This window comes from Paenibacillus paludis (assembly GCF_042610515.1).
In the GTDB taxonomy this organism is placed as follows: domain Bacteria; phylum Bacillota; class Bacilli; order Paenibacillales; family Paenibacillaceae; genus Paenibacillus_AQ.
Map to the genome: position 1 here is coordinate 99,260 of NZ_JBGJZP010000020.1, position 21,659 is coordinate 120,918.

At 48.1% G+C, this 21,659-nt stretch carries 19 protein-coding genes; 16 read left to right on the forward strand and 3 right to left on the reverse strand.

Features of this window, described 5'->3' with window-relative positions; genetic code table 11:
- Window positions 1-16 precede the first annotated feature (16 nt).
- Window positions 17-919: a TIGR01777 family oxidoreductase gene (locus tag ACAN56_RS28275; RefSeq protein WP_379147021.1), complete on the reverse strand. Its 903-nt coding sequence runs from the start codon at window positions 917-919 to the stop codon at window positions 17-19.
- A 72-nt stretch (window positions 920-991) separates the two neighbouring features.
- The gene (locus ACAN56_RS28280; protein ID WP_379147023.1) at window positions 992-1,456 is read right to left on the reverse strand and encodes a DUF2621 domain-containing protein; all 465 of its coding nucleotides are present in this window, start codon (window positions 1,454-1,456) and stop codon (window positions 992-994) included.
- Between the two features lie 170 nt (window positions 1,457-1,626).
- On the opposite strand from ACAN56_RS28280, the gene ACAN56_RS28285 reads away from it, so the two are divergent.
- The 14 genes from ACAN56_RS28285 to ACAN56_RS28350 all read left to right on the forward strand — a co-directional run bounded on the left by ACAN56_RS28285 (window position 1,627) and on the right by ACAN56_RS28350 (window position 18,080).
- Window positions 1,627-2,754: a deoxyribonuclease IV gene (locus ACAN56_RS28285; protein ID WP_038587067.1), complete on the forward strand. Its 1,128-nt coding sequence runs from the start codon at window positions 1,627-1,629 to the stop codon at window positions 2,752-2,754.
- A 47-nt stretch (window positions 2,755-2,801) separates the two neighbouring features.
- Window positions 2,802-3,698 (forward strand): formyltetrahydrofolate deformylase, encoded by an 897-nt coding sequence (gene purU, locus ACAN56_RS28290; RefSeq protein ID WP_038587070.1) that lies wholly within the window; start codon window positions 2,802-2,804, stop codon window positions 3,696-3,698.
- A gap of 299 nt (window positions 3,699-3,997) precedes the next feature.
- On the forward strand, window positions 3,998-4,789 hold the full coding sequence (locus tag ACAN56_RS28295; protein WP_379147026.1) for a hypothetical protein: 792 nt from the start codon (window positions 3,998-4,000) through the stop codon (window positions 4,787-4,789).
- Window positions 4,790-4,806: 17 nt separating this feature from the next.
- Window positions 4,807-5,871 (forward strand): CpaE/TadZ family protein, encoded by a 1,065-nt coding sequence (locus ACAN56_RS28300; protein WP_379147028.1) that lies wholly within the window; start codon window positions 4,807-4,809, stop codon window positions 5,869-5,871.
- A complete protein-coding gene (locus ACAN56_RS28305) occupies window positions 5,868-7,451 on the forward strand; it encodes an ATPase, T2SS/T4P/T4SS family (protein ID WP_379147030.1) in 1,584 nt (527 codons plus the stop codon). The genes ACAN56_RS28300 and ACAN56_RS28305 overlap by 4 nt, the downstream gene beginning before the upstream one ends.
- Window positions 7,452-7,464: 13 nt before the next feature.
- On the forward strand, window positions 7,465-8,514 hold the full coding sequence (locus tag ACAN56_RS28310) for a hypothetical protein (RefSeq protein WP_379147032.1): 1,050 nt from the start codon (window positions 7,465-7,467) through the stop codon (window positions 8,512-8,514).
- A gap of 11 nt (window positions 8,515-8,525) precedes the next feature.
- A complete protein-coding gene (locus tag ACAN56_RS28315) occupies window positions 8,526-9,395 on the forward strand; it encodes a hypothetical protein (RefSeq protein ID WP_379147034.1) in 870 nt (289 codons plus the stop codon).
- 59 nt (window positions 9,396-9,454) lie between these two features.
- The gene (locus ACAN56_RS28320) at window positions 9,455-9,664 is read left to right on the forward strand and encodes a hypothetical protein (RefSeq protein ID WP_038587086.1); all 210 of its coding nucleotides are present in this window, start codon (window positions 9,455-9,457) and stop codon (window positions 9,662-9,664) included.
- 6 nt (window positions 9,665-9,670) lie between these two features.
- Entirely contained in the window at window positions 9,671-9,814 is a 144-nt protein-coding gene (locus tag ACAN56_RS28325; RefSeq protein ID WP_156130821.1) for a hypothetical protein, read from the forward strand.
- 15 nt (window positions 9,815-9,829) lie between these two features.
- On the forward strand, window positions 9,830-10,210 hold the full coding sequence (locus ACAN56_RS28330) for a hypothetical protein (RefSeq protein ID WP_038587089.1): 381 nt from the start codon (window positions 9,830-9,832) through the stop codon (window positions 10,208-10,210).
- Window positions 10,211-10,230: 20 nt separating this feature from the next.
- Window positions 10,231-10,728, forward strand: a complete 498-nt coding sequence (locus ACAN56_RS28335; RefSeq protein WP_340894335.1) for a hypothetical protein — start codon at window positions 10,231-10,233, stop codon at window positions 10,726-10,728.
- A 530-nt stretch (window positions 10,729-11,258) separates the two neighbouring features.
- Window positions 11,259-11,885 (forward strand): hypothetical protein, encoded by a 627-nt coding sequence (locus ACAN56_RS28340; protein WP_379147037.1) that lies wholly within the window; start codon window positions 11,259-11,261, stop codon window positions 11,883-11,885.
- Window positions 11,882-14,173: a hypothetical protein gene (locus tag ACAN56_RS28345; RefSeq protein ID WP_379147039.1), complete on the forward strand. Its 2,292-nt coding sequence runs from the start codon at window positions 11,882-11,884 to the stop codon at window positions 14,171-14,173. Before ACAN56_RS28340 ends, ACAN56_RS28345 begins: the two co-directional genes overlap by 4 nt.
- A gap of 826 nt (window positions 14,174-14,999) precedes the next feature.
- On the forward strand, window positions 15,000-18,080 hold the full coding sequence (locus tag ACAN56_RS28350) for a glycoside hydrolase family 78 protein (protein WP_379147041.1): 3,081 nt from the start codon (window positions 15,000-15,002) through the stop codon (window positions 18,078-18,080).
- 31 nt (window positions 18,081-18,111) lie between these two features.
- Here ACAN56_RS28350 and ACAN56_RS28355 read toward each other — a convergent pair whose 3' ends face one another.
- A complete protein-coding gene (locus ACAN56_RS28355) occupies window positions 18,112-18,756 on the reverse strand; it encodes a hypothetical protein (RefSeq protein WP_379147043.1) in 645 nt (214 codons plus the stop codon).
- Window positions 18,757-19,158: 402 nt separating this feature from the next.
- Between ACAN56_RS28355 and tkt the strand changes: the two genes are divergently transcribed.
- Both tkt and ppnP read left to right on the forward strand, forming a co-directional pair.
- On the forward strand, window positions 19,159-21,207 hold the full coding sequence (tkt, locus tag ACAN56_RS28360; RefSeq protein WP_038587103.1) for a transketolase: 2,049 nt from the start codon (window positions 19,159-19,161) through the stop codon (window positions 21,205-21,207).
- 34 nt (window positions 21,208-21,241) lie between these two features.
- The gene (ppnP, locus tag ACAN56_RS28365; RefSeq protein ID WP_038587105.1) at window positions 21,242-21,559 is read left to right on the forward strand and encodes a pyrimidine/purine nucleoside phosphorylase; all 318 of its coding nucleotides are present in this window, start codon (window positions 21,242-21,244) and stop codon (window positions 21,557-21,559) included.
- Window positions 21,560-21,659: the final 100 nt, after the last annotated feature.

The following is a 21,659-nucleotide window of genomic DNA, read 5'->3' on the forward strand; positions in this document are numbered from 1 at the left end:
ATAGCAGATCTATACACTATTCTGATTTCAGCTGTTCCAGAGCCGGCTGCAAGGTCGGATAAGTAAACGTGAAACCATGCTGAATGGCTTTGGCAGGGAGTACGCGCTGGCCTTCCAGCAAAATTTCCGACAGTTCACCTACTGCTGCTTTTAATAGAAACGCGGGAAGCGGGAACCAATGCGGACGATGATATACTTTGCCGATCATTTTGCCGAAAGCCTCATTTGTAACGGGATTCGGGGCAGTCGCGTTGACAGGGCCTTCTATTCCGGGAGTCTGGATGCAGAAATCGATCAGCCGGGACATATCGGCAAGGTGAATCCAGGACAGCCACTGCTTGCCGCTGCCCATTCTGCCGCCGAAGCCCAGAGCATAGGGCAGCTTCATTTTGGGAAATGCTCCGCTCTCGTTGCCGAGCACAACCCCGGTCCGCAGTTTCACCAGCCTAACCCCTGTATAAGCTTCATCTGCAGCTGCTTCCCAGGTCTTGACAACCTCAGACGGAAAGTCCATTACATGGGCCGGTGAGGCTTCGTTAAAAGTATCGGCCAGCGATGTTCCGTAAATGGCAACAGCGGAGGACTGGATCACTACCGGGGGCTTATGCTGCAGCATATTCAGCAGCTTGGCGGCTGCGGCAACGGTTTCAAGGCGGGACTCCATAATAACTTTCTTTCCGCCTGGACTCCAGCGCTGGCTGAGCGAAGCTCCGGCCAGATTGACCAGTGCATCTGCACCTTCAGCAGAACCCGGATTCTCTGAAAGGCTGTCCCAGGTAAGGTAACTGAGTCCCGGATGTATCATTTGGGTTTTGGGCAGCTTGCGTCCGACGATGATGATTTGATGTCCGGCCTGCAGCCAGTATTCTGTAAGCTCTCTTCCGATAAAGCCGCTGCCGCCGCAAATTACGTATTTCATATGGCAATCTCCGTTTCAGGACGTCCTGAAGAGACGTTAGTGGTATATCTACAGCAGGAGATAAGCGGATTGTTACTTGATTAAATGCCGGTAAGGTGAGTAGTCGATGCCGTTCTTTTCAAGGAAGGTGATAAGAAACCGGTTATCACGCCGCGGGGTGGCGACAATGTAGCCTTTGATGCAGTGCTCGCGGGTGACTGCCGGAGCATTGCTCTCTACCGCGATTTTACCGATCTCTGCAGCTATGGAATGTTTGGCAATATCGCGGAAAGGTCCGGGCACCGGCTGCACAAGCTGATCCAGGAAAGCCTTCGTCTCGTTGCTCCATAGCGGACGGCTGCGCTCCACCCAGTAATTCTGCCAGTCCAGCTTGGACTTGCCGTCGGCTTTGGGCAGCACCTTCAAAAACTTGCGGAACATGAAATAGCCGCCGATGCACATGCAGCCCAGCAGCAGAAAAGTCCAGAATGCGATAGAGTTCATAAACCAATTGCTTGGTATTGCGGATAATAAGCTCAAGTCTGATTTAAAAGACATGTATACACCGCCTTTGACAATGATGATTGTCACAATCCTTAATCTCTTCTAAAGTATAGCGTATTTCCACAGTTTTGCGAAGCGAAAGACGTCCGCGGGAGCTTGCCTAGATTTATTTTCCCGATCACGGTAGAATAAGGGTTAATTCGTGAAGGAAAGAGGGAAATGGCATGCTGAAAATAGGTTCACATGTGTCCTGCGCGGACAAGGGTCTCCTGAGCGCGGCCAATGAAGCAAATGAGTACGGTTCAAGCTCGTTTATGATATATACGGGAGCTCCGCAGAATACACGCCGTAAGCCGATCGAAGCGATGTACCCTGCTGAAGGGAAGCTCGCTATGCAGACTAACGGAGTCGAGGAAATCGTCGTTCACGCTCCATATATTATTAATTTGGGCTCCTACAAGGAAAACACCTATCAATTGGCGGTTGATTTCCTGCAGGAAGAAATCCGCCGTACCCATGCACTTGAGGTCAAGCACATTGTATTACATCCCGGAGCGTATACCGACAAGGATGCCGAGTACGGAATTCAGCGTATTGCCGATGGCCTGAACGAGGTGCTTGGCGGTACGAACGAGACAGAAGTACACATTGCTCTTGAGACGATGGCCGGCAAAGGAACAGAGATCGGCCGCAGCTTCGAGGAGATTGCCTCGATCATTGACAAGGTCGTACATAATGAGCGGCTGTCCATTTGTCTGGATACCTGTCACATTCATGATGCCGGATACGATATCGTTGGCGATCTTGATGGTGTACTGCGGAAGTTCGATGAGGTGATTGGCCTGAAACGGCTTGGCGTAGTCCACATTAACGACAGCAAAAATCCGCGCGGAGCGGGAAAAGACCGCCATACCCCGATTGGGTCTGGCTGGATTGGCTTCGAAACGATCAACAATGTGGTTCACCATGAAGCTCTGGCAGGTTTGCCGTTCATTCTGGAGACCCCTTGGATCGGGAAGGACGCCAAGACACTTCGCCCGATGTACGAGGTGGAGATTGCTCTGCTGCGCGGCAATGTGGCTGAACGGTTCGGAGCAGAATTCCTGCAGGAGGTAGAAGAGCTGCATGCTTTCTTTGCCAAGCAGGAGCTGGATTCCCGCAAGTATGTGCTTGATGTGTGGGAGCTGCTGAAGAATGATGCCAAAGCCAAAAAGGCTGATCCGCGTGAACCGCTGGAACGTTTATATGATAATATCGCTTCTGCCGGATTGTTCCCGCAGCTTAGCGAGGAAGCCATCAATCAGCGTTTGATCGCCTGGCTGGCCGGCAGACAAGTTCTCGTGAACGCTTAAGCTAAACTACAGATTGCGCAAGTAGATGAGAGGATGGACAGGGGATTATGGAATTACATGTGAAAAGAGATCATTCATCAGGCGGACAATACCCGAACCGGGCGCGCATGCTCATTTCTTGTCCCGACGGACCTGGGATTGTTGCGGCTGTATCGCATTTTCTATACCAGCACGGAGCTAATATCGTGCAATCCGATCAATATACAATGGACCCTGATGGCGGAATGTTCTTTATGAGAGTGGAGTTTGACTTGCCAAAGCTGGAAGAACGTCTGGAAGAGGTACGGTCCATCTTCGGAGGGGTCGCCGAGCGGTTCAAGATGGACTGGCAAATTTTCAATGTAAGCCATAAGAAGAAACTGGCGATTTTCGTCTCCAAAGAAGATCATTGTCTGGTAGAACTGCTCTGGCAGTGGCAGGCAGGCGATCTGGATGCCGATATTGCGCTTGTTGTCAGCAACCATACCGATATGCAGTCGTACGTTGAATCTTTCGGTATTCCGTTCCATCATATTCCGGTTACGGCGGATACCAAGATGCAAGCAGAGAAACGCCAGCTGGAAGTCATCGGTGATGATATTGACGTCATCATTCTGGCCCGCTACATGCAGATTATCTCTCCTTCATTTATTGAGCATTACCGGCACCGGATCATCAATATCCACCATTCCTTCCTGCCGGCATTTGTGGGTGGCAAACCCTATGCCCAGGCCTATCAGCGTGGGGTGAAGATCATCGGCGCTACTGCCCACTATGTGACCGAAGAGCTTGACGGAGGTCCGATTATCGAGCAGGATGTGCAGCGGGTCAGCCATAGCGATGATGTGAATGAACTGAAACGTATTGGACGCACCATTGAGCGGGTTGTTCTGGCCCGTGCGGTCAAATGGCATATTGAGGATAGAATCCTTGTTCATCACAATAAGACAGTAGTATTTAACTAATTGAATTCATCCGGTGAAAGCCAGAGTGTAATATCGCTGCCAAGCCTGTCCCAATGGGAATACCAACTGTATTGCTAGTGTCATTGACGGCAGTATTGGCCTGGCTTTTACCGGAATCCTTTCTCCAGCCGGGATACTTTATCCCGCAGTTGCCTCTAGATTTGCTACCTCATATGTTTAATCTAATAATCTTCTTATTCTCAATCAGGTAAAAAAGCATTTTACCAGCATTTTGGCTACGTATGCCAAAGTGCATTTTGTCATGCGCAAATGACCGTATTTCAAAGGAGGTAAATCGCTTGGGATCACAGCGGGGACATCTGTTAAAACGAAATTATTTCTTCGCCTTTCTTATACTGATCATTGGTTTCGGCGGTCTGCTTGGCTATGATCTCTATTTCAAGCCGTATGTGCTGTCGCAGACAGTAGTTAAGGTGAAGGTGGCTGAGGGCGGTTTTTTACCTAAAAATTATGAGCTGAAAGTGGGAGATCTCTACCTGGATTCTGTCCAGACCAAGGATATTCCCTCAGGGGTCATTACGGAAGTCAGCCAGGTGGAACACAAGATAACTAATGTGAATTTGATGAACGGCAGTATCCTGACGGAATCGCTGGTCGATGTCAGTGATTTGGAGCCGCAGCAGGATGAGGGGATTTTCCCTATTCCGAAGGAAGCCATCTTTGCAATCAACGGATCGCTCCGCAGCAGAGACAAGGTGGATATCTATCTGGTGGAAGGGGATCCGCCGGATAAATCCGAAGCAGCCCCTCCTACTGCTGCCAATGTATCCGGAGGTCCGGCGTACTCTACAGGAATCATGCCTGATTCATCGGCAAGCAACTCAGCAAATGAGGCCACCCAGCCGGCTGAGCCTGCCCGTCAGGTTTTCCTCAGCGGTGTCACTGTAAACTATGTCCGTACAGAGGATAACAATGATGTGCTGGATACAGAGAACGGCAACATTAACAACCGCTTTACTTCCACGGGCAAGGTTGCAGCGCCGGAACTGAAGCTGAAGAAAAGCGACGGTGAGCTGCTGGGACAATATTTGGAGCAAGGCAAGAAGCTATGGATTGTACGAGTTGAGTAGAAAGGAGGAAGGCAGTCTTGAAAATTTTCAGTCTCGGTATGGATCAGCTAACCATTAACGAAATCAAGCTTGCCGGGTTCACCGTCATCACACAAAGTGTATTGCCCGAAGTCCAACATGCCGAAGGACACATGCTGATGGTAACAAGCGAGCAGGTACCTGTTACAGCCTTAAGCGGACTTCGCCAAGGATACCCGGGTTCAACTATTTTATATATGTATCTGCAAAAGGGAGTCCGCGGCTATCAGTCTATACATATGCTGTGTGAGAGCCTTGGCATATTCTTCATTCCGCCCCGCTCAACATCATCGGCGGTGGTGGAGAAGCTGCGCTACATTCTGGAGGAGGAACACGAGGAGCGCGGAAATCTGGTCGGCTTTTTCGGATCCGGTCCGGGCATTGGCTGTACAAGTGTGGCCAAGCTATTCGCCAGAAGGATTGCGGCAGCAGGACTGCGTGTGATTTTGCTCGGTTTGGATTTGTATGATCCAGGCTATGATCCCAAAACGGCCGTAAGTCTGGACAGGCTGCGGCCGCGTATTACCGGCAAGATGCTCCACCCCGAGGATTTCGCAGGGTTGGTTAAGCAGGATGGATATAGCTATTTACCGGGCAACTTCGATTACTTAAGCGCACAGGATTATCAGGAGGAGGAGATCGAATATTTGCTCGCGGAAGCTAAGGCGAACGCTGACCTGGTCGTTGCCGATTTTGGCTCCATTCCTGAAAGTGCCGCGTGGTACATAGGAATGCAGAAATCAGTGCTCCGGATGATCGTAACCCATCCCAAACACGAATATCGTCTTCAGCCCCTGATGGAACTGGCCGGACACATGGACCTCTATCCGCAGGACTTCCAGTGGATTATAAACCGCAGCAATGTCGAAGAGCTGACCTCGCCTAAGAATCTGGCGTTGCGGTTCGGCAGTGAGATTTTGCTTGAGCTGCCGTATTATCAGCCTTTTCTGGAATCACTGCCGCTTGGCAAAAAGGAGCTTCAGCAGGTAGACGACAAGGTCCACTCCCTGTTGGTTAGTCTTGGACTGGCGCAGGAAGCCCGAAAGAGAGGGATTTTTCAATGATCGAATACCGGGAAGAGATGTGGCAAGCAGAACAGAAGCCGGGCCAGAAGCAAGATCACAGGAAGCTGCAAGGTAACCTGTACCCTCGTCCGTATGCGGGGGACAATAGTCCGTCCGGTCTTGAACCGAATAACCGGCACAGTTATCTGGACTCCCATCGGCCCTTCTCGCTGAAGCAGAGTCTGCTTCGCACCAGCAAGCCGGGCAAGGAGGACTTTTACGCTTTTCTGCAAAAGATGAAAAACGATATGAACGCCGGACTGGAGCGGGAGGATGACAGCTATTTTGAACTGAATGGAAAGGCGCTGATCGGTGATCCGCAGGCGGTTAGCTTTTTTATGAACGAGATCGAGAAATACTTGCGCAAAACACCGTTCACCGGCAAGCTGCCGGAGGCATACCGGACCGCGGCAGAGGCGCTTTTTCACGAATGGAAGGGCTTTGGGCCAGCCTACCGCTGGTTCACGGACCGGGCTTACAGCGAATCTACCGGGCTGCAGATGATCGGGAAGCAAATTTTTTATAACCATCGTGGGAAATTTGTGCCTTATCCGTATGAAATGCCTTCGCTTGACCGGGTCGAGCAGCTGAAGCGCTCCCTGCTGAAAAGTGATCCCAACAAAAAGCTGAACAAGGACAATCCTTCGGTAGAGTTCAAAATGGATGATCCGCTCTGGCCCGGACGGTTCATCCGGCTCGCGATCTGGGTGTCGCCAAGGGTGTGGGACGGTTTTACGACCATCTCGCTGCGCCGCCAGGTTGTGGAGTTTCTGGATCTGGAGGATCAGGCCGGTACGGAATGTATTCCTGCCGAAGCAATTGAACTGATCCGGGCGTTAGCGGGCACGTTCCGCAACACGATTATTGCCGGGGCAGTGGGTTCGGGCAAAACCACTTTTGCCAACACGATTGTCGGGGAGCAGCTGCTCGGTTCCACCTCCTGCATGGGAGTGGTGATGATCGAGAAACATCCGGAGTCGATTTTGCCGTATCAGATTAAAGGTCACCGGATCATTCCGATCCAGGCTGCCAACGAAGAGCTGATGGAAGTCGGGGTAGAGTCGCTGCGGCATGATCCCAATATCCTCTATATGACGGAGATGCGCTATAACGAATGGGAGTTTTACCTGTGGAGCGGGGAAAAGGGCTATGACGGCATCACGGGAACCTTTCATACGGTGGATTCGGAGGATATTCCTTATCAGGGCGCTTTTGCCGTGTCCACACGGATCGGAGGCAGTCTGAAGGGACATCTGATCTCCGCGCTGAAGTCCTGTGAGCTGGTGTTCATTCTGGAAAGCGTTCCGGACGGGAAAAAGCGGCTGGCGCGGATTTCCGAGGTTTTTTATGAAGAAGGCAGCAATTCGGTGTTTGCCAATGATCTGATGCGCTGGGAGGATGAGAAATCCGCCTGGAGCTATAATGACAAGCTGACAACAGCCCTGATGACCAAGATGAAAAAGAAAAATCCGCAGGCAACACGTCTGCTTCTCCATGAGCTGGGGCATCTGGCCGCTATGAAACCGATGGAAGGACCGCTGAAGGAAAGCCTGAAATCGAGGATTGTGTTAAACGAATGAGGGGGCGGAGAGTGTGGAACTAATCTTTTATATAATCCGCTTTGCTCTTCATGTGCTGGTTGTCTGGGGCATCTGGCTATTGCTGAAGCCGCTTGTGGATCGGCATTTGCGGGAGTTCGGACAAAAAATAGACTATCGGATGAACCTTAGGGTCAGTCTTTTCGGCAAAAAGGTCAGCGGGATCAAAAAAAGAATGTGGCTGTACCGGCATCTGGATGATCTGCTGTATTTCTCACACCGGAAATATGAGCCTGGCCTCAGTGTCTTGCGTTTCTCCATGCGGACGTTCTTTCTGTTCACAGCGGTTTTCTTGTCCGGTTTGTTGACGTTAAAAGAGCTGCCGGGACAGATGAGCTTCAGCAATCCTTTTTTGGAGGGGATCAGCTTCAATGAACGGCTGCCGGTTAAAGGTGCTTGGCGCCTTCCGTTATTTGTGGCAGCAATCTCAGCGAGCGTTCCCTATTTGCGGATGAGATACACCTATGCCCAGAGAAAAGTGCGCGGAAGCTACGATTTGCTCGATGTTATCAAAATTGCTACCAAATTCACGCATTTATCGGTAGATGCTATTTTGTCCAGAACATCTGATTTCCTGACTGAAGATAATGTGCTGAAGACCCCCCTACGGTTACTGGGCGCGGCGTTCGCTAATTACAGTAATGAAAGTGAGCTGAATGAGGAAGCGGCCAGATTCTCCGGGGCGATCGGGACAACCTTCGCTGTAGAATTCGTGTCGGACCTGCTGTATTGCGAGAAGGAAGGCACCCGTTATTTAAAAAGCTCGCTCATGATGCTGAATCGGTCCATGGAGCAGCAGCGGGAGACGATTCTGACGGTAAAAGCCGGGAGCAGGGATGCAATCAGCCTGGGGCTGTACGGCAACCTGATAGTGCTCGTATCCTCTGTCGGAACTTTTATTTACATGCTGAAGCCTGATGTTTATTTTAAGCTGCAGTTTGAAACTTCAGTCGGCATTATTTTTCTGACAATCATTATCTCTGGACTTTTTATTTCTTTCATCATTAGTACCATTCTCGCCAGACCCAAACTGGACTACCACTAAGGTGATGAACTATGGATAGATTATTGCTATTAATCTCAATATTTGGTGTTGTATATCTCTCGCTGTTGGTCTTTGTGAGCAGCAGCAGCAGGCAGGAACGATATGTTCACCGGTTAGGTGTGAAGTGGAAGGCGCTGGGGGAACGTGTGCAAAATGAGCGGCTGCAGCAATTACTGTATGGCAGCGGCCTCTCGATATCTGCAAGCAAAATCACACTGTTTCGTTATTCGGCGGCATTGATTTATTTAGCGGTTCAGGTGACGGGTGATTTCATCCGCGCAGTTCCCTTTTCCATCTATGATTTGCTGATTGCTTTACTGATTCTGCTCATCACCAGTCCGCTGCGTTATCTGCCTTTCGGCTGGCTGCTCGCTTGGCTGCATCAGAAAGCACTGATTCAAAAAGACGGTGAACTGATCTCCTTCATCCGCCTCTACGAGAACAACCGGCTGCGCAAGCGGGGGTACATGCAGTTTGGTGCCTTCTGTGCAGGAACGGCCAGCCATTTCCAATACATCCGCCAGGACTTATATGAGCTGTCCGAACGGGCAGTCGATGAGGGGAACGAGCGGGCAATCGAATGGTTCTGCGGTAAATTCCCAGACGGTCATGCTTTTATCAACGATATCCGCTCAATCCTGCTGGCCACGGAGGGGATGGATGATGACACGGAAGCGGCGAACTATTTGCGGGAACAAGGCAAGATCATCACCAAAATCTCCAGCGATCAATATCTCAAAAAATGGTCGTTTATCGGCGACGTTTCCACCATTATCAACGTGATCCCGTCGCTTGCCACTTTCCTGATGATCGTCTCGCTGGCCATGCAGTACATCATGCTGATTAAGGGCAATTTTAACGGTGTGGGGATGTTTCAGTGAGGTTTTTGTTATATTCAAGCATCACTATAAAATATACAATTAAAAGGGAGATATTAACAATGAAAAAAGACGCTATTTCTACTGGACTGTTCATCGCTATCGGATTTCTCTGTGTTGCCATTGTAATTGCCATTTTGGTTCCTTTGGTACGTGATGTGGTCTCTAAGGCGGATGATAACAGACCCGATATCCCCGGTGTAACTATGCTTCAACCTGCCCAGCCGGGGCAAATGGCTCTGGGTGATATTTCACTCCATCAAGTGGGTTAAGAGGATATGAAAAAAGACTCCATTTCAGTCGCTATGTTTCTGGCTATCGGTTTTGTGATTGCGGGGATCTTTATTGCGGCAGCAACAGACATCATTGGCGGAAGCCAGGACGATATCATTACACATACCAAGCAAGTGGAGCAGTATTAAAAGGGGGCGTAAAGTTTGAAGGCAACCGTCCTCCGCGCTTTGTTTATGTGGCTTGTCTTATTCATCATCCTGCAGCCGATCTTTACGTACATCGATTATTTGCTGGATTTGCAGGTCAAAGCCAACACCTCCTATATTACGCAAAAAGCGGCAACAGAAGGCATGGTTACGGCTTCGTTGCGAAGTGAGGTCATTGCGAATCTGAAGGCAGTTGGATTTCCTGAAGCTTCAATTGCAATCACAAGCAGCACGACGAGTGTGCAGGAGCGCAAACAGCGGCTTGATGTGTATGTTACCGCACCGCGGATGAATCTGTTTCCCTATAATTTCTCAGGCATGTCTCAACCGACACGTTATTATGGCCATGGATCGATCATGAGTGAGTATCTTGACTGATTAAGGGATGAATCTAATTTATGGATTATATTATTAAACTGGCCTTTGTTCTGCTGATTTTTATTTATTCCTGGTTTTTTCAGATCCAGAATCAGGAGTGGGACATGCTGCGCAGTATGCTGAAGGATGCCAACAATATGGCGGTCCACGATGCATCACAGCAACTGAATGAAGCCGCACGGGCACAAGGCCGTCTGATCATCGACCCGGCTGAAGCATACGCCACCTTCCGGCAGTCGCTTCAGATTAATCTGGGCCTGGATGGCGGCCTCTCCCCCCTGGCAGGCAGCAGGCTCCAGACGCAGGTGAAGATTGTAAAGTTCGACATTGTGGATGAATCGATCGGAGTGAATTTTCCGTTCCTTTACGAAGACAGCGCTCATGGCATCGCCAAATACATACAAGGCCCCTCGGTCATCGCTGTTATCGAGACCAAACATCCGGTGCTGGTCACCAGAGCTAAAGTTCAGGAGGCCATTATTGTACCGGCGGTGCAGGAGTATAAGCTGAATGAGTGATTTTGTCAGATACAAGATATCTGCTATATCAGTTGAACTAAAGGACTGGCTAGAGACTAAAGCAGTGGGAGGGTGGAACTGTAAGAGCGATAGCGACCGCCTTTGTCTCCGGATTTCAACCGCAAAAAGCGGTATAAATCAAGAAATCCGGAGACAACAGCGTAATCGGTAAGTACAAGATTAACGAACAGGCTGAGGAGAAACTAACCAAGTTCATTAGAGGAGACGTTAACCTTGAAAAAGATGTTATCTCAACAGGACTGGTTATCGCGATCGGTTTTCTCTGTGTAGGATCGTAATCGCCATCCTTCTTCCCGTCGTTCGTGACGTTATTAATGATGCGTATGATAACAGATCCACAATACCCGCTGCTATGCATTTTGAGATGATAGATTCGTTGGATAGGGAAGGCCATTTTACAGCTTAACCTGAATAAGACTATTGATGTCTTATCCAGGTCTCTCACAGGTATGATTATCGATCCTGTTAATGGATGCATTACTAAATATGAATATAAGGGGAAATTCAAAATGAAAAAGACAATGATTAAAGCAGCTTTAGCAGGATCGATGTTGTTTAGTTTGGTGTTGGGGCAGGTTGTGGTTATGGGAACGGGGGTAGCTAATGCAGAAGCGAGTACGGCTACAACAAAACCTGTTATGGATAATCTGTCCCAGTATGGACTGAAAAAAGATTTAGAGCTGCCAGTAACGGTGACGGCTGGGGGACTTAGCTATACGCTGCATAAGGTGATGATTTTTGACTATGAGTCTACGGCAGCGATCGCGCTACGTGACAAGTATCAGTATGCTCCACATGCTGAAGTGCTTAGTGATCCCGAATATTTTGTATGGACTAAAATCACAATTGCCAATAATTCTAAAAAGACGGTCGAACGCAGTGTTAAAGATATGTTCTATAAATGGCGGTTGTTCTTCGAAAGTGGTGGAGAAGCCTATCCTGCGATGTCTGCTGTAATGAGAACAACTCCAAACAGTAAGGAGGCCCTTAGAAATTTCACACTCAAACCTGGAGAATCTCTAACTACCTACCAAGCTTTGTATTACAAAGGCAAGTTCGACTTTTTAAGAATTGGACTTCGATATAACAATCAGTATGTTGATAAATATGTAGTTAATGAGCTGGTATCTCAATGAAGCAGAAATTAATCTTAATAGTACTTGTAGTTATTCTAGTAATACCAAACATTGTTAATGCTGCTCAAAACAATGATAAGATATCAGGTAATATTGCTATTCCGGAATTAAATGGACTTGTCGGGAACAATAATAGTGCAAAAAGCTTTTTGCTGGATTTGCCCAGTGGTGTAAATGCATCTGCTATCTCAACAAGCAGCCTAAAGTATAGTGGAGGGAATGAAGTAATAGGGACGGCCATTGAAAATGGAAAAATAAAGATAACCATGAGAGGGGTTGCTAATTCAAAAACAATGGAAGTTACTGGTTATCAAGATCGAATAGGAAATAATTTTAAAACAAATGTCAAGAACGCTGTTTGGCGTTATTCGGATGGCCGACGTTGGCAGATTAGTGATTACAACGAGGCCAAGGATGCTCTAGAACATAATGATAAAAATGCTACTGATTCATTTGTACCATCTCAAGATCCACCCAAATTAATGATTTCCGCTGCATCCGATCAAAGTGTAGAAGGGATGAAATGGTATGATTCAACTAAACAAGAAATAGAGGGCCAATTTGTTATTAACTCTTCCATATCCATTAACCCGGCAGGTGGTCCCTCCTATCTTGTGGGTGGTAACGCTAAGTTTAAAAATAAAAAAATTATAACCAATTACTTGATTGGACCGCGACCACCAAATCCTAGAATCACAGATCCAAGTATGAACTCCGAATTCGAAGACATAACTAGAACAGCTACAATTCCGGTAACTGGACATGTGCAGGGCCGAGAATATTTTGCATATGCCGATTACTACTACACCGCCACCGCCAAACTCACAACCTACAGCTACAACGGCAAAGTGACCTTTGACTACGCTCAGCCGACTGAACCGACCTTAGTCGGTGAAGCCATTATCCAAAAGCCGAATCCCAATCCAACTAAATTTGAGAACAAGGATGTTGCGGTGCAACTTTTGCTGAGTGGCGAGCTTCTTGTTTACACGGACACTTCCAATATTAGCGAATGGGTATTTTATGCCAAGGAAAAAGATAACGATAGTACATTACAGACCAAAAAAGAATATTCCAAAACACTTAAGAGCTCACGGCCGTTCGATTTTATTATTCCTAAAAGCAGAATCAACAAAGATAATGTTGAACAGAAGTACACTTTGACCGTAGTTGTCCGATTCACCAAGCCGGTGGTGACGAAGAATGGAACAGTGAATTCCTTACAGGAAACCTTCACACCGACCGTGGAAGTCTATAAAAAGGACGGCCCTATCGTTACACCTCCACCACCCGTCAAGCCGGCCCTGAAGCCCCCTGTAGCGATACTGAGTATTCCGGATAAAGTTATGGCTGGATCTGAGTTTACAGCCTCGGGCGAACGTTCGTATGATCCGGATGGAAGGGTTGTCGATTACTTTTGGGATCTAGCAGGCGCAGAGGATGTGATAACTGGCTCCAAGGGGGAGACCTGGTATCCAATCAGTGAGCTAGGGGAGCATAGAATCGTTTTACAAGTCATGGATAACGATGACCTGTTCAACTCCACTTCCGGCATAATTGAGGTTGTTCAGCCCAAACCCACGGCTTCTCTTCGTATCGGAGGAACACGAAAGGAAAACCGGAAGGTGATCATCACGGACACCAGCACCAGCCCGGAGCACTATCCGATTGATGTGACCAAGACCCAACTGACACTTTCCGTGGTTTCCGGAGGGACGAATGAAGCGATCAAATACAGCGGAACATTAGCTGGCTTTAAGCAAAAAAATGTTTTGTTTAAAAAGTCGGGGCAATACAAAGCTACGATAACCGTAACCAATACTGCGGGATTTTCGGATTCTACCAGCATCACCTTTGAGATTGTTCCAGATGAGGCGCCAGCCGTTTATCTTTCGGTGCCGGGCAAAATTTACCGTGACCCTGATGCGGGTAACAAGGCGAGTGCGAGCTTAAGGGACATGTCCATTTCACCGGACTATGATTTTCTGGACCGCCGAATCTGGGAGTATCGCTATGATTCCAACAATAATGGTAATTTTGCAGATGAAGCCTGGGTCATTTTCAGCAACGAGAACAAAAGCGAATTGAACCTGCAGCTAAGTCAGGTCGGAAAATATGAAGTGAAGCTTACAGTGATAGAGAAATTTGACCAACCCACGATTGATGAATTTGTGACCGAAGCAGACCGGAGATCTGCGGATTCGTATACGGATGTTTTAAAGCAGCCGCTGATCGAGCGAACGATTGAAGTCGCCAACCGTGCTCCTGAAGTGGATTGGTCTTATTAAAAGGAGAGAAGTCGGGTTGCGAAAAAAAATGAAGTGGATATTTAAGTTGATGTTAATCGTCACAATACTTTTCTCATCGTTAGTTTTACCAGAGGACAATAAAGTTTCAGCTGCCGGGGAAGTACTAGAGTACAACGATATTCATATTCCTGCGACTCAGCTAAACGCAACCCGATCCCCTTCCTACGTAGGGGACCCTGACTGGTACTCAAGTAAAATGCAGATCGATTTGCCAGAAGTGAATTTATCAGGTTTGACGTACAACCGAGTTACCGGAGAGCTGCATTTAAATCTAAGTAACTTATATACTCCTACTTCGTGGAGGGTAACACGTCAGCCATTAGGGGGTTATCCAAACTTACCAGAACAGACTAGATGGTCACACGGTTATAGTACAGCCTATCGAGGGACAATTTTAGTTACCTATAAGGATGGAACTACTGAAACTGTGGCGGATATTGGGGGCGGATCTGGTAGTAATGGGCAATATGAGACGAATTTTGATTCTACTCCATACGCTGCGCTACCTTATTATCGGGCCAGGATTCCATATCCGCCTCCGTATGACGATGAATACTCAGAAATGTCAAAAGAAGTCAGTACATCTTTTTCGGTTTTTCTCAGAGAGGTAAATAATAATAAGATCCCAGCACGTATTCAATTTTTTCAATCTTTTTCTGATCTATATTGGACAAGTGATCAGTGGCAAAACTCTTCAAGTACTCAAAATCATCACGTTTATACGATAAATGATGAACGGTCATTTCCTCTAACAACGAATAAAGGACCTAATATCACCCTAACGTCCCAACCAGGGCAGACCGTCATGAACGAAAATGGATTAAGTGTTTTTAATGTCGAAGGGTATGTTCAAGATCCGGACAATGACACTGTTGATGTACAGGTTGAGGTACCGAATGTGTTTTACAAAAAAATCTCTCTTTCCAACACGGCCTCTCCCAAAACATTCTCAGTACCCATAGATGTGATAGAAGAAAACATACCAACCGGGAACTATACCGTGAATGTGAAAGTGATCGATCCTTTTAATTTAAAGGCAGGATCATCCACAAGCTTTAATGTCGTTACCCGCTTAAAGAACAAGGCTTTTGTGATCATCAACAGCCCTGTAGAGATTAGGGAGAGGTACAGTGACTACGAAAGTGATCAGGCCTATTCCTATAGATATAAATATGATCATAATCCCAATTTTTTTGACAACTCCATGGGAATGATTTCAGACAGCAGCCTTTGGAGATCGACGATCTATACCTCATTCCCATACAGTGGAGTGTACACGGCAACGGTTCAAGCCAAAGATAATCCGAAGGATGACAATCGGTTCGATGCGTACCGCCTATGGGGCCGGGATAACCTGTCATCCATGTCCTATCATGTTCACCGCAAGCCGGTTGCCCTGTTTTCTGCAAGGCTGATTAACGGTACGGTGCAGCTGGCCGACAGTTCGTATGATCTTGATCATACCTCCAATGTTAACAAAGGACTCTCCCAGTGGCAGTGGCAATACAAAGCATCTAATGCAGAAGTGTGGACGGATGGACAACCACCTGCCCGGCTGCCAACGAGTAATCCCTATGATATCCGGCTTCGTGTCCGGGACATAGATGGAACTAGCGGGTTTGGCGTATGGAGTGACTGGTGCCAGCGAGTTCTAGGCAGTCCAGGAAATACACCGCCAGTAGCGATGTTTACGGTTGAGCCCAGTATGGTCTCCTACCGTAAAGCGACCACAATTACCGACAAATCCTTTGATCCGGATAATGATCCATTGGATACCTATCAATGGACCGTCGTCAAAAATGGATCTCAAACCGTATGGTCGTACTCAGGGGCGGTCAAGGTTCCACCCAACATTGCCGGATATGGCGTAGGGGGCTATTTGCTGACCTTGAAGGTCCGGGATAACCGCGGGCTTTGGTCAGAGTCATACAGCCAGAACGTGACAGTGATGAATCACCCGCCGGTAGCAGCTTTTACTATGCCACCGGAAGTTTACCGGGATACGGTCATTCCGCTGGAGAACTTGACTCCAGATCCGGATGAAGATGGCGACGCGCTTTCTTACTCCTGGAAAACACAACTGGACGGAGGCACCCTGTACACTATCGGGGCGGCCCGTAACGAGAGCTTGACGGTCAGCAGTCTGATCCAGAGGAACGGGATATCTCCCAAAAAGGCAATCTCTGAAGGATGGGGAATGCGCCTCACCGCGTCAGACGGTTCACTAAGCTCCAATGCAACCCGGACCTATGCCGTGAAAAACCATGTCCCGACCGCAGCAATTAACGGGCCAGCATCAGCGTCCCAGTTCGACACGCTACAGTACAAGTCGGCAGACGAAGATCAGGATACTTCTGACGTAGCCAGTCTGAAATACTACTGGAGGGTTACTGACAGCGATGGAAGCGCCCAATATTACAGTACAAAAGATATCCGGCTGAGCTTTAATGAATTTGGAGTCTACACCCTGGAACATTGGACTGTGGATCAGATCGGTGACAAGTCTAATGTGGCCGTGTTGAAGGTGAAAGTTACACCAAACGAACCGCCATCAATCACGCTGATTTCTCCACCGGGCACGGCAGCGAGTCCTTCCGTCATTGATGCGCAGCTGCTGGGAGATCCGCTAGTGAAGTGGACATACAGTGATCCGGAGAACGACGCGCAAGAGAAGTATTTATTAGAGTTTTATGACAAGGATGGATCATTAGTTAAAACCATTCAGAACAATGATCCCGCCGGCACGCTGCGGCAGTATCAGATTCCGAACCCGACTTTTGAGCGGTTCGTATACTTTTATCTGTACGGCCGAGCATACTCCAAAGGTTCCTGGTCGGAAATTTCGAATGAGAAAGCCTTCATCATCGACAATCCGCCGCAGCCGGGTTTCACTTTACTGACGGATACGGGACGTAATGCAACTCAAGTGCCGATCTACCGGACGGATATCGTGAACATACAGGATAAGGCCACAGATCCGGATATCGTGAAAGGCGACAGCATTAGTCATAAGTATTATCTGAAGCCGGCAGGCGGAACGGAGAGCTTAGCCAGCGCCCAGGGCAATTTCAGTAAGCAGTTCACCACTAACGGGACCTTTACGCTGCGACAGGTAGTCACAGACTCCCTGGGGCTGTACCGGGAATTGTCGCAGTCCATCACTGTGGCCAATCGGCTGCCTACGGTTAACATTACGTACCCGACCAGCAGCAGTCAGGCGAGTCCAACGGTAGTCAATACGCTAACGCCGATTATGAAGTGGGAGTACCAGGACGAGGATGGTGATCTGCAGCAGCGGTATAAAGTGCGAATCATTAATCTTACAACCGGGGCTGTGACTGTACAGTCGGGGGAACAGACTACAAGTGCGAAGCAGTGGGAGATCCCGGCAGGAAGCCTGGCAGAAAATCAGAAGTATGCAGTGGAGGTAGAGGCGTTTGATGGCTTCGGCTGGAGTAGCGTTTCCCCACGTAAATATTTTATGGTCAATCTGCTGACGGTGAAGGGCGGAGTGCAGCACACAGGGGAGTGGAACAAGAATAGGCAAGCTTATAATTTAAAAAAGAGCGGGAATGCGGAGAGTCCGCGAGGCTATAACATCTTTTGGGCGGGGGAGAGTTTTGTACTTGAGGCAAAAGCTACGGGTATGCCAGATACGGTTGATGTGACCATGACGGGTGGCTACACGGTTCAACTGAATCCGGTGAACAGTGACAGAACGCTGTGGACTGGCGAACTGTATGATCCCGCTTTTGAAAAGCTGCCGGATTGTCTGGTTGCGTTCACTTTTACCGCTAAAAATGAGTTTAATACCAAAACGGATACTGTGAGAGTAACTATCATGGGGGAATGGACCGAATATTTTCAGAGTCACCGGATAAAATAAAAGCAAAACCGGACGGGCGGAGGGATAATCGTTAGACGATTCCCTCGGCTCGTTCTTCTGTTGCTCTTAACATTCTTGAACCTAGCGAGGCAGTTGATACAGCAGATCCTGTTTTCATTCCCTGGGTTATGTAAGCCGTTCTTTGAGTTCTGCGCATATAGTAGGACAGTTTGCCGCTGTAAATTTTATGAGCGCACAGCGATGAGGCGAAATCTTCAGGCGTCACGAAGCAAGAGGGCTTATCTACAGGCTGAAACGTAATCTCTTCAAACAAGGAGGCGACAAAATGGGAACAAAAATAAGCGTCCTCCCTGTCTATTTTTATGTTCAGCAGGACTCCAATCAGGCCCAGGAGATGATATTTATAGCGCTCTTGATGCTGCATCATGCCCTGCACATGGTTGTACATCGTCTCGTATTCCGTATTGCTGACTCTGAGCTGATAGATTGCGCAATTCGCACTGCTGTAAAAGGGGTCGATAAAGTTCTCGTGAATGAGCCCCGCAACAAAAGGGTTGTACATTTTTTTTCTTCCAAAGCTGTATACCTCGCGCAATTCACTGTCAAAGGCGATCGAAGCATGATTCAGCTCAGCTTTCGTGAACCATTTGATTAATCCGCTGAAGGCGGTACCCGTCCCGGTAAGCACAATATAGATATCTCTATTTGCGGTCATGTTCGAAATTCCTTTCTTCTGGAAGTATTATATCATCCGGTTAAACCGTTAATTGAAGTATCTTCATCTTACTGTATAATCCAGCTTTGTAAAACAAACTTTAGTCTTAACTCAAAACTGGACCAAAGGCTAAGTTGACATAAGTTAAACTTCACCTTAAACGCTTATAAAATTGCTCCCGCCAGTTAGCACAGCATTTATTTAACGGAAGAGCCGCTAGGGGTTCATGCTTCAAGATGCAAGTTTTATTTGATGTAGGTGAAATCAGGTATAGGATGTTTGGGAGATACAAAATATAAGCTGTTGAAACCTAGAGTTTACAAAAACAATTGGAATTGCTTCCACATTAGTGATACAATAATAGTCAAAATGACATTCTTGATTTAGAGGAGGATTATTGTAATGACAGAACAGGCAAAAGAACAAGCGATCCACAAAGAAGAAAATTCAACGGTGGATAACCTGGCCATCACAACCATCCGTACTTTGGCAATCGATGCAATTGAAAAAGCCAATTCCGGACATCCAGGAATGCCGATGGGTTCAGCCCCAATGGGCTACCAGCTGTTCGCGAAAACAATGAACCACAACCCGGATCACCCGACTTGGGTAAACCGTGACCGTTTTGTACTGTCTGCAGGACACGGCTCCATGCTGCTATACAGCTTGCTGCACCTCAGCGGATATGATCTGCCAATGGAAGAATTGAAGCAGTTCCGTCAATGGGGCAGCTTGACACCAGGCCATCCGGAATTCGGACACACTGCCGGTGTTGACGCTACTACGGGTCCGCTTGGACAAGGTATCGGTATGGCGGTAGGTATGGCTATGGCTGAAGCTCAGCTTGGCGCTACTTATAATAAAGATGAACATAATGTAATTGACCACTATACGTATGCAATCTGTGGCGACGGTGATTTGATGGAAGGGATTTCTTCCGAATCCGCATCGCTTGCAGGACATCTCAAGCTGGGCAAATTGATTGTAATGTATGATTCAAATGATATCTCCCTTGACGGCAAGCTGAATCTTGCGTTCTCCGAAAATGTAGCTAAACGTTTTGAAGCGTATGGCTGGCAGGTTCTGCGTGTAGAAGACGGCAACGATCTTCCGGCGCTGGGTAAAGCACTTGCCGAAGCGCAAGCGGACAGCAGTAAACCGACACTGATTGAAGTCAAGACTGTTATCGGCTACGGAAGCCCGAACAAACAGGGTAAAGGCGGCCATGGCGGTACTCACGGTTCCCCGCTAGGTGCAGACGAAGCGAAACTTACAAAAGACTTCTACAAATGGGTATATGAAGAAGATTTCTATGTACCTGACGAAGTGCGCGCCCGTTTTGCTGAAGTGAAGGAAAATGGCATCGCGGCTAACAAAGCTTGGGATGAAAAATTTGCTGCCTACAAAAAGGCTTACCCTGAGCTTGCAGCACAGTTCGAAACTGCAATCAGCGGCGAGCTGCCTGAAGGCTGGGATGCCAAGCTTCCATTCTTCAAAGCAGAAGACAAAGCGGTATCCACCCGCGTAGCTTCCGGGAATGCACTGAACGCCCTTGCTGCCGGTGTTCCTCAATTGGTGGGCGGTTCCGCTGACCTTGAGAGCTCGACAATGACACATTTGAATGGTCTGACACAGTTTACTTCCGATTCCTATGACGGCCGCAACATCTACTTCGGCGTACGCGAGTTCGGTATGGCTGCAGCGATGAACGGAATTGCCCTGCACAGCGGTCTCAAAGTATTCGGCGGTACCTTCTTCGTATTCACCGATTACCTGCGTCCTGCGGTTCGTCTGGCTTCGATCATGAAGCTGCCGGTAACCTATGTGCTGACACATGACAGTATCGCTGTCGGCGAAGACGGCCCTACCCATGAGCCGATTGAACAACTGGCTTCCCTGCGCATTATTCCAGGTCTTACTGTGATTCGTCCGGCGGATGCCAACGAAACTTCCGCGGCTTGGGCCTACGCAGTGGAGAACACCTCGAATCCGGTAGCGCTGGTGCTTACCCGCCAGAACCTGCCAATCCTGCCTGGTACAGTTGAAGGAGTGCGCGATAATATCAAACGCGGCGGATATGTTGTCTCCGACTCCAAGAATGGCACACCGCAAGCACAAATCATTGCTACCGGTTCTGAAGTGCAGCTGGCTGTAAAAGCACAAGCAGCGCTTGCTGAAGAAGGTATTGATGTACGTGTTATCAGCTTGCCGAGCTGGGACCTGTTCGAGAAACAGGATAAAGCCTACCGTGATTCCGTCATTCTGCCTGAAGTAAAAGCTCGTCTGGCGATCGAAATGGCGCAAACCTTCGGCTGGGAACGTTACACAGGTGACCAAGGCGATATTCTGGGCATCACAACCTTCGGAGCTTCTGCACCTGGCGATACTGTAATTAAAGAATATGGCTTCACTGTGGAAAATGTAGTCAGCCGCGTAAAAGCCCTGCTATAATATACGCATTAAGGACAAGGGGGAGAATGAGCACATGAGTCAGTTCACCAACGCGACAATTCAAAAAGCAGCCAATATTTATTACGATGGAAAAGTTACCAGCCGTACAGTCATTTTGGAGGACGGAACTAAGGTGACACTCGGCATTATGCTCCCTGGTGTGTATGAATTCGGCACGGATGGTCCCGAGACCATGGAAATTTTGTCCGGTGATCTAAAAGTGCTGCTTCCCGGCACAGAGGTGTGGAAGGAAATTAAAGGAGCGGAGACGTTCCACGTTCCCGGAAACTCCAAGTTTGCACTGGAAGTATTCGGCTTAACTGATTATTGCTGTTCTTACCCGATTCTGTAACAATAAGTATTTCAACCTGGAAGTCCCGCGTTTATGGCGGGGCTTCTTTTTTTGTCTTCACTGGAAAAATGATAGGGACCCTCATGCCGCTTTTTGCCGT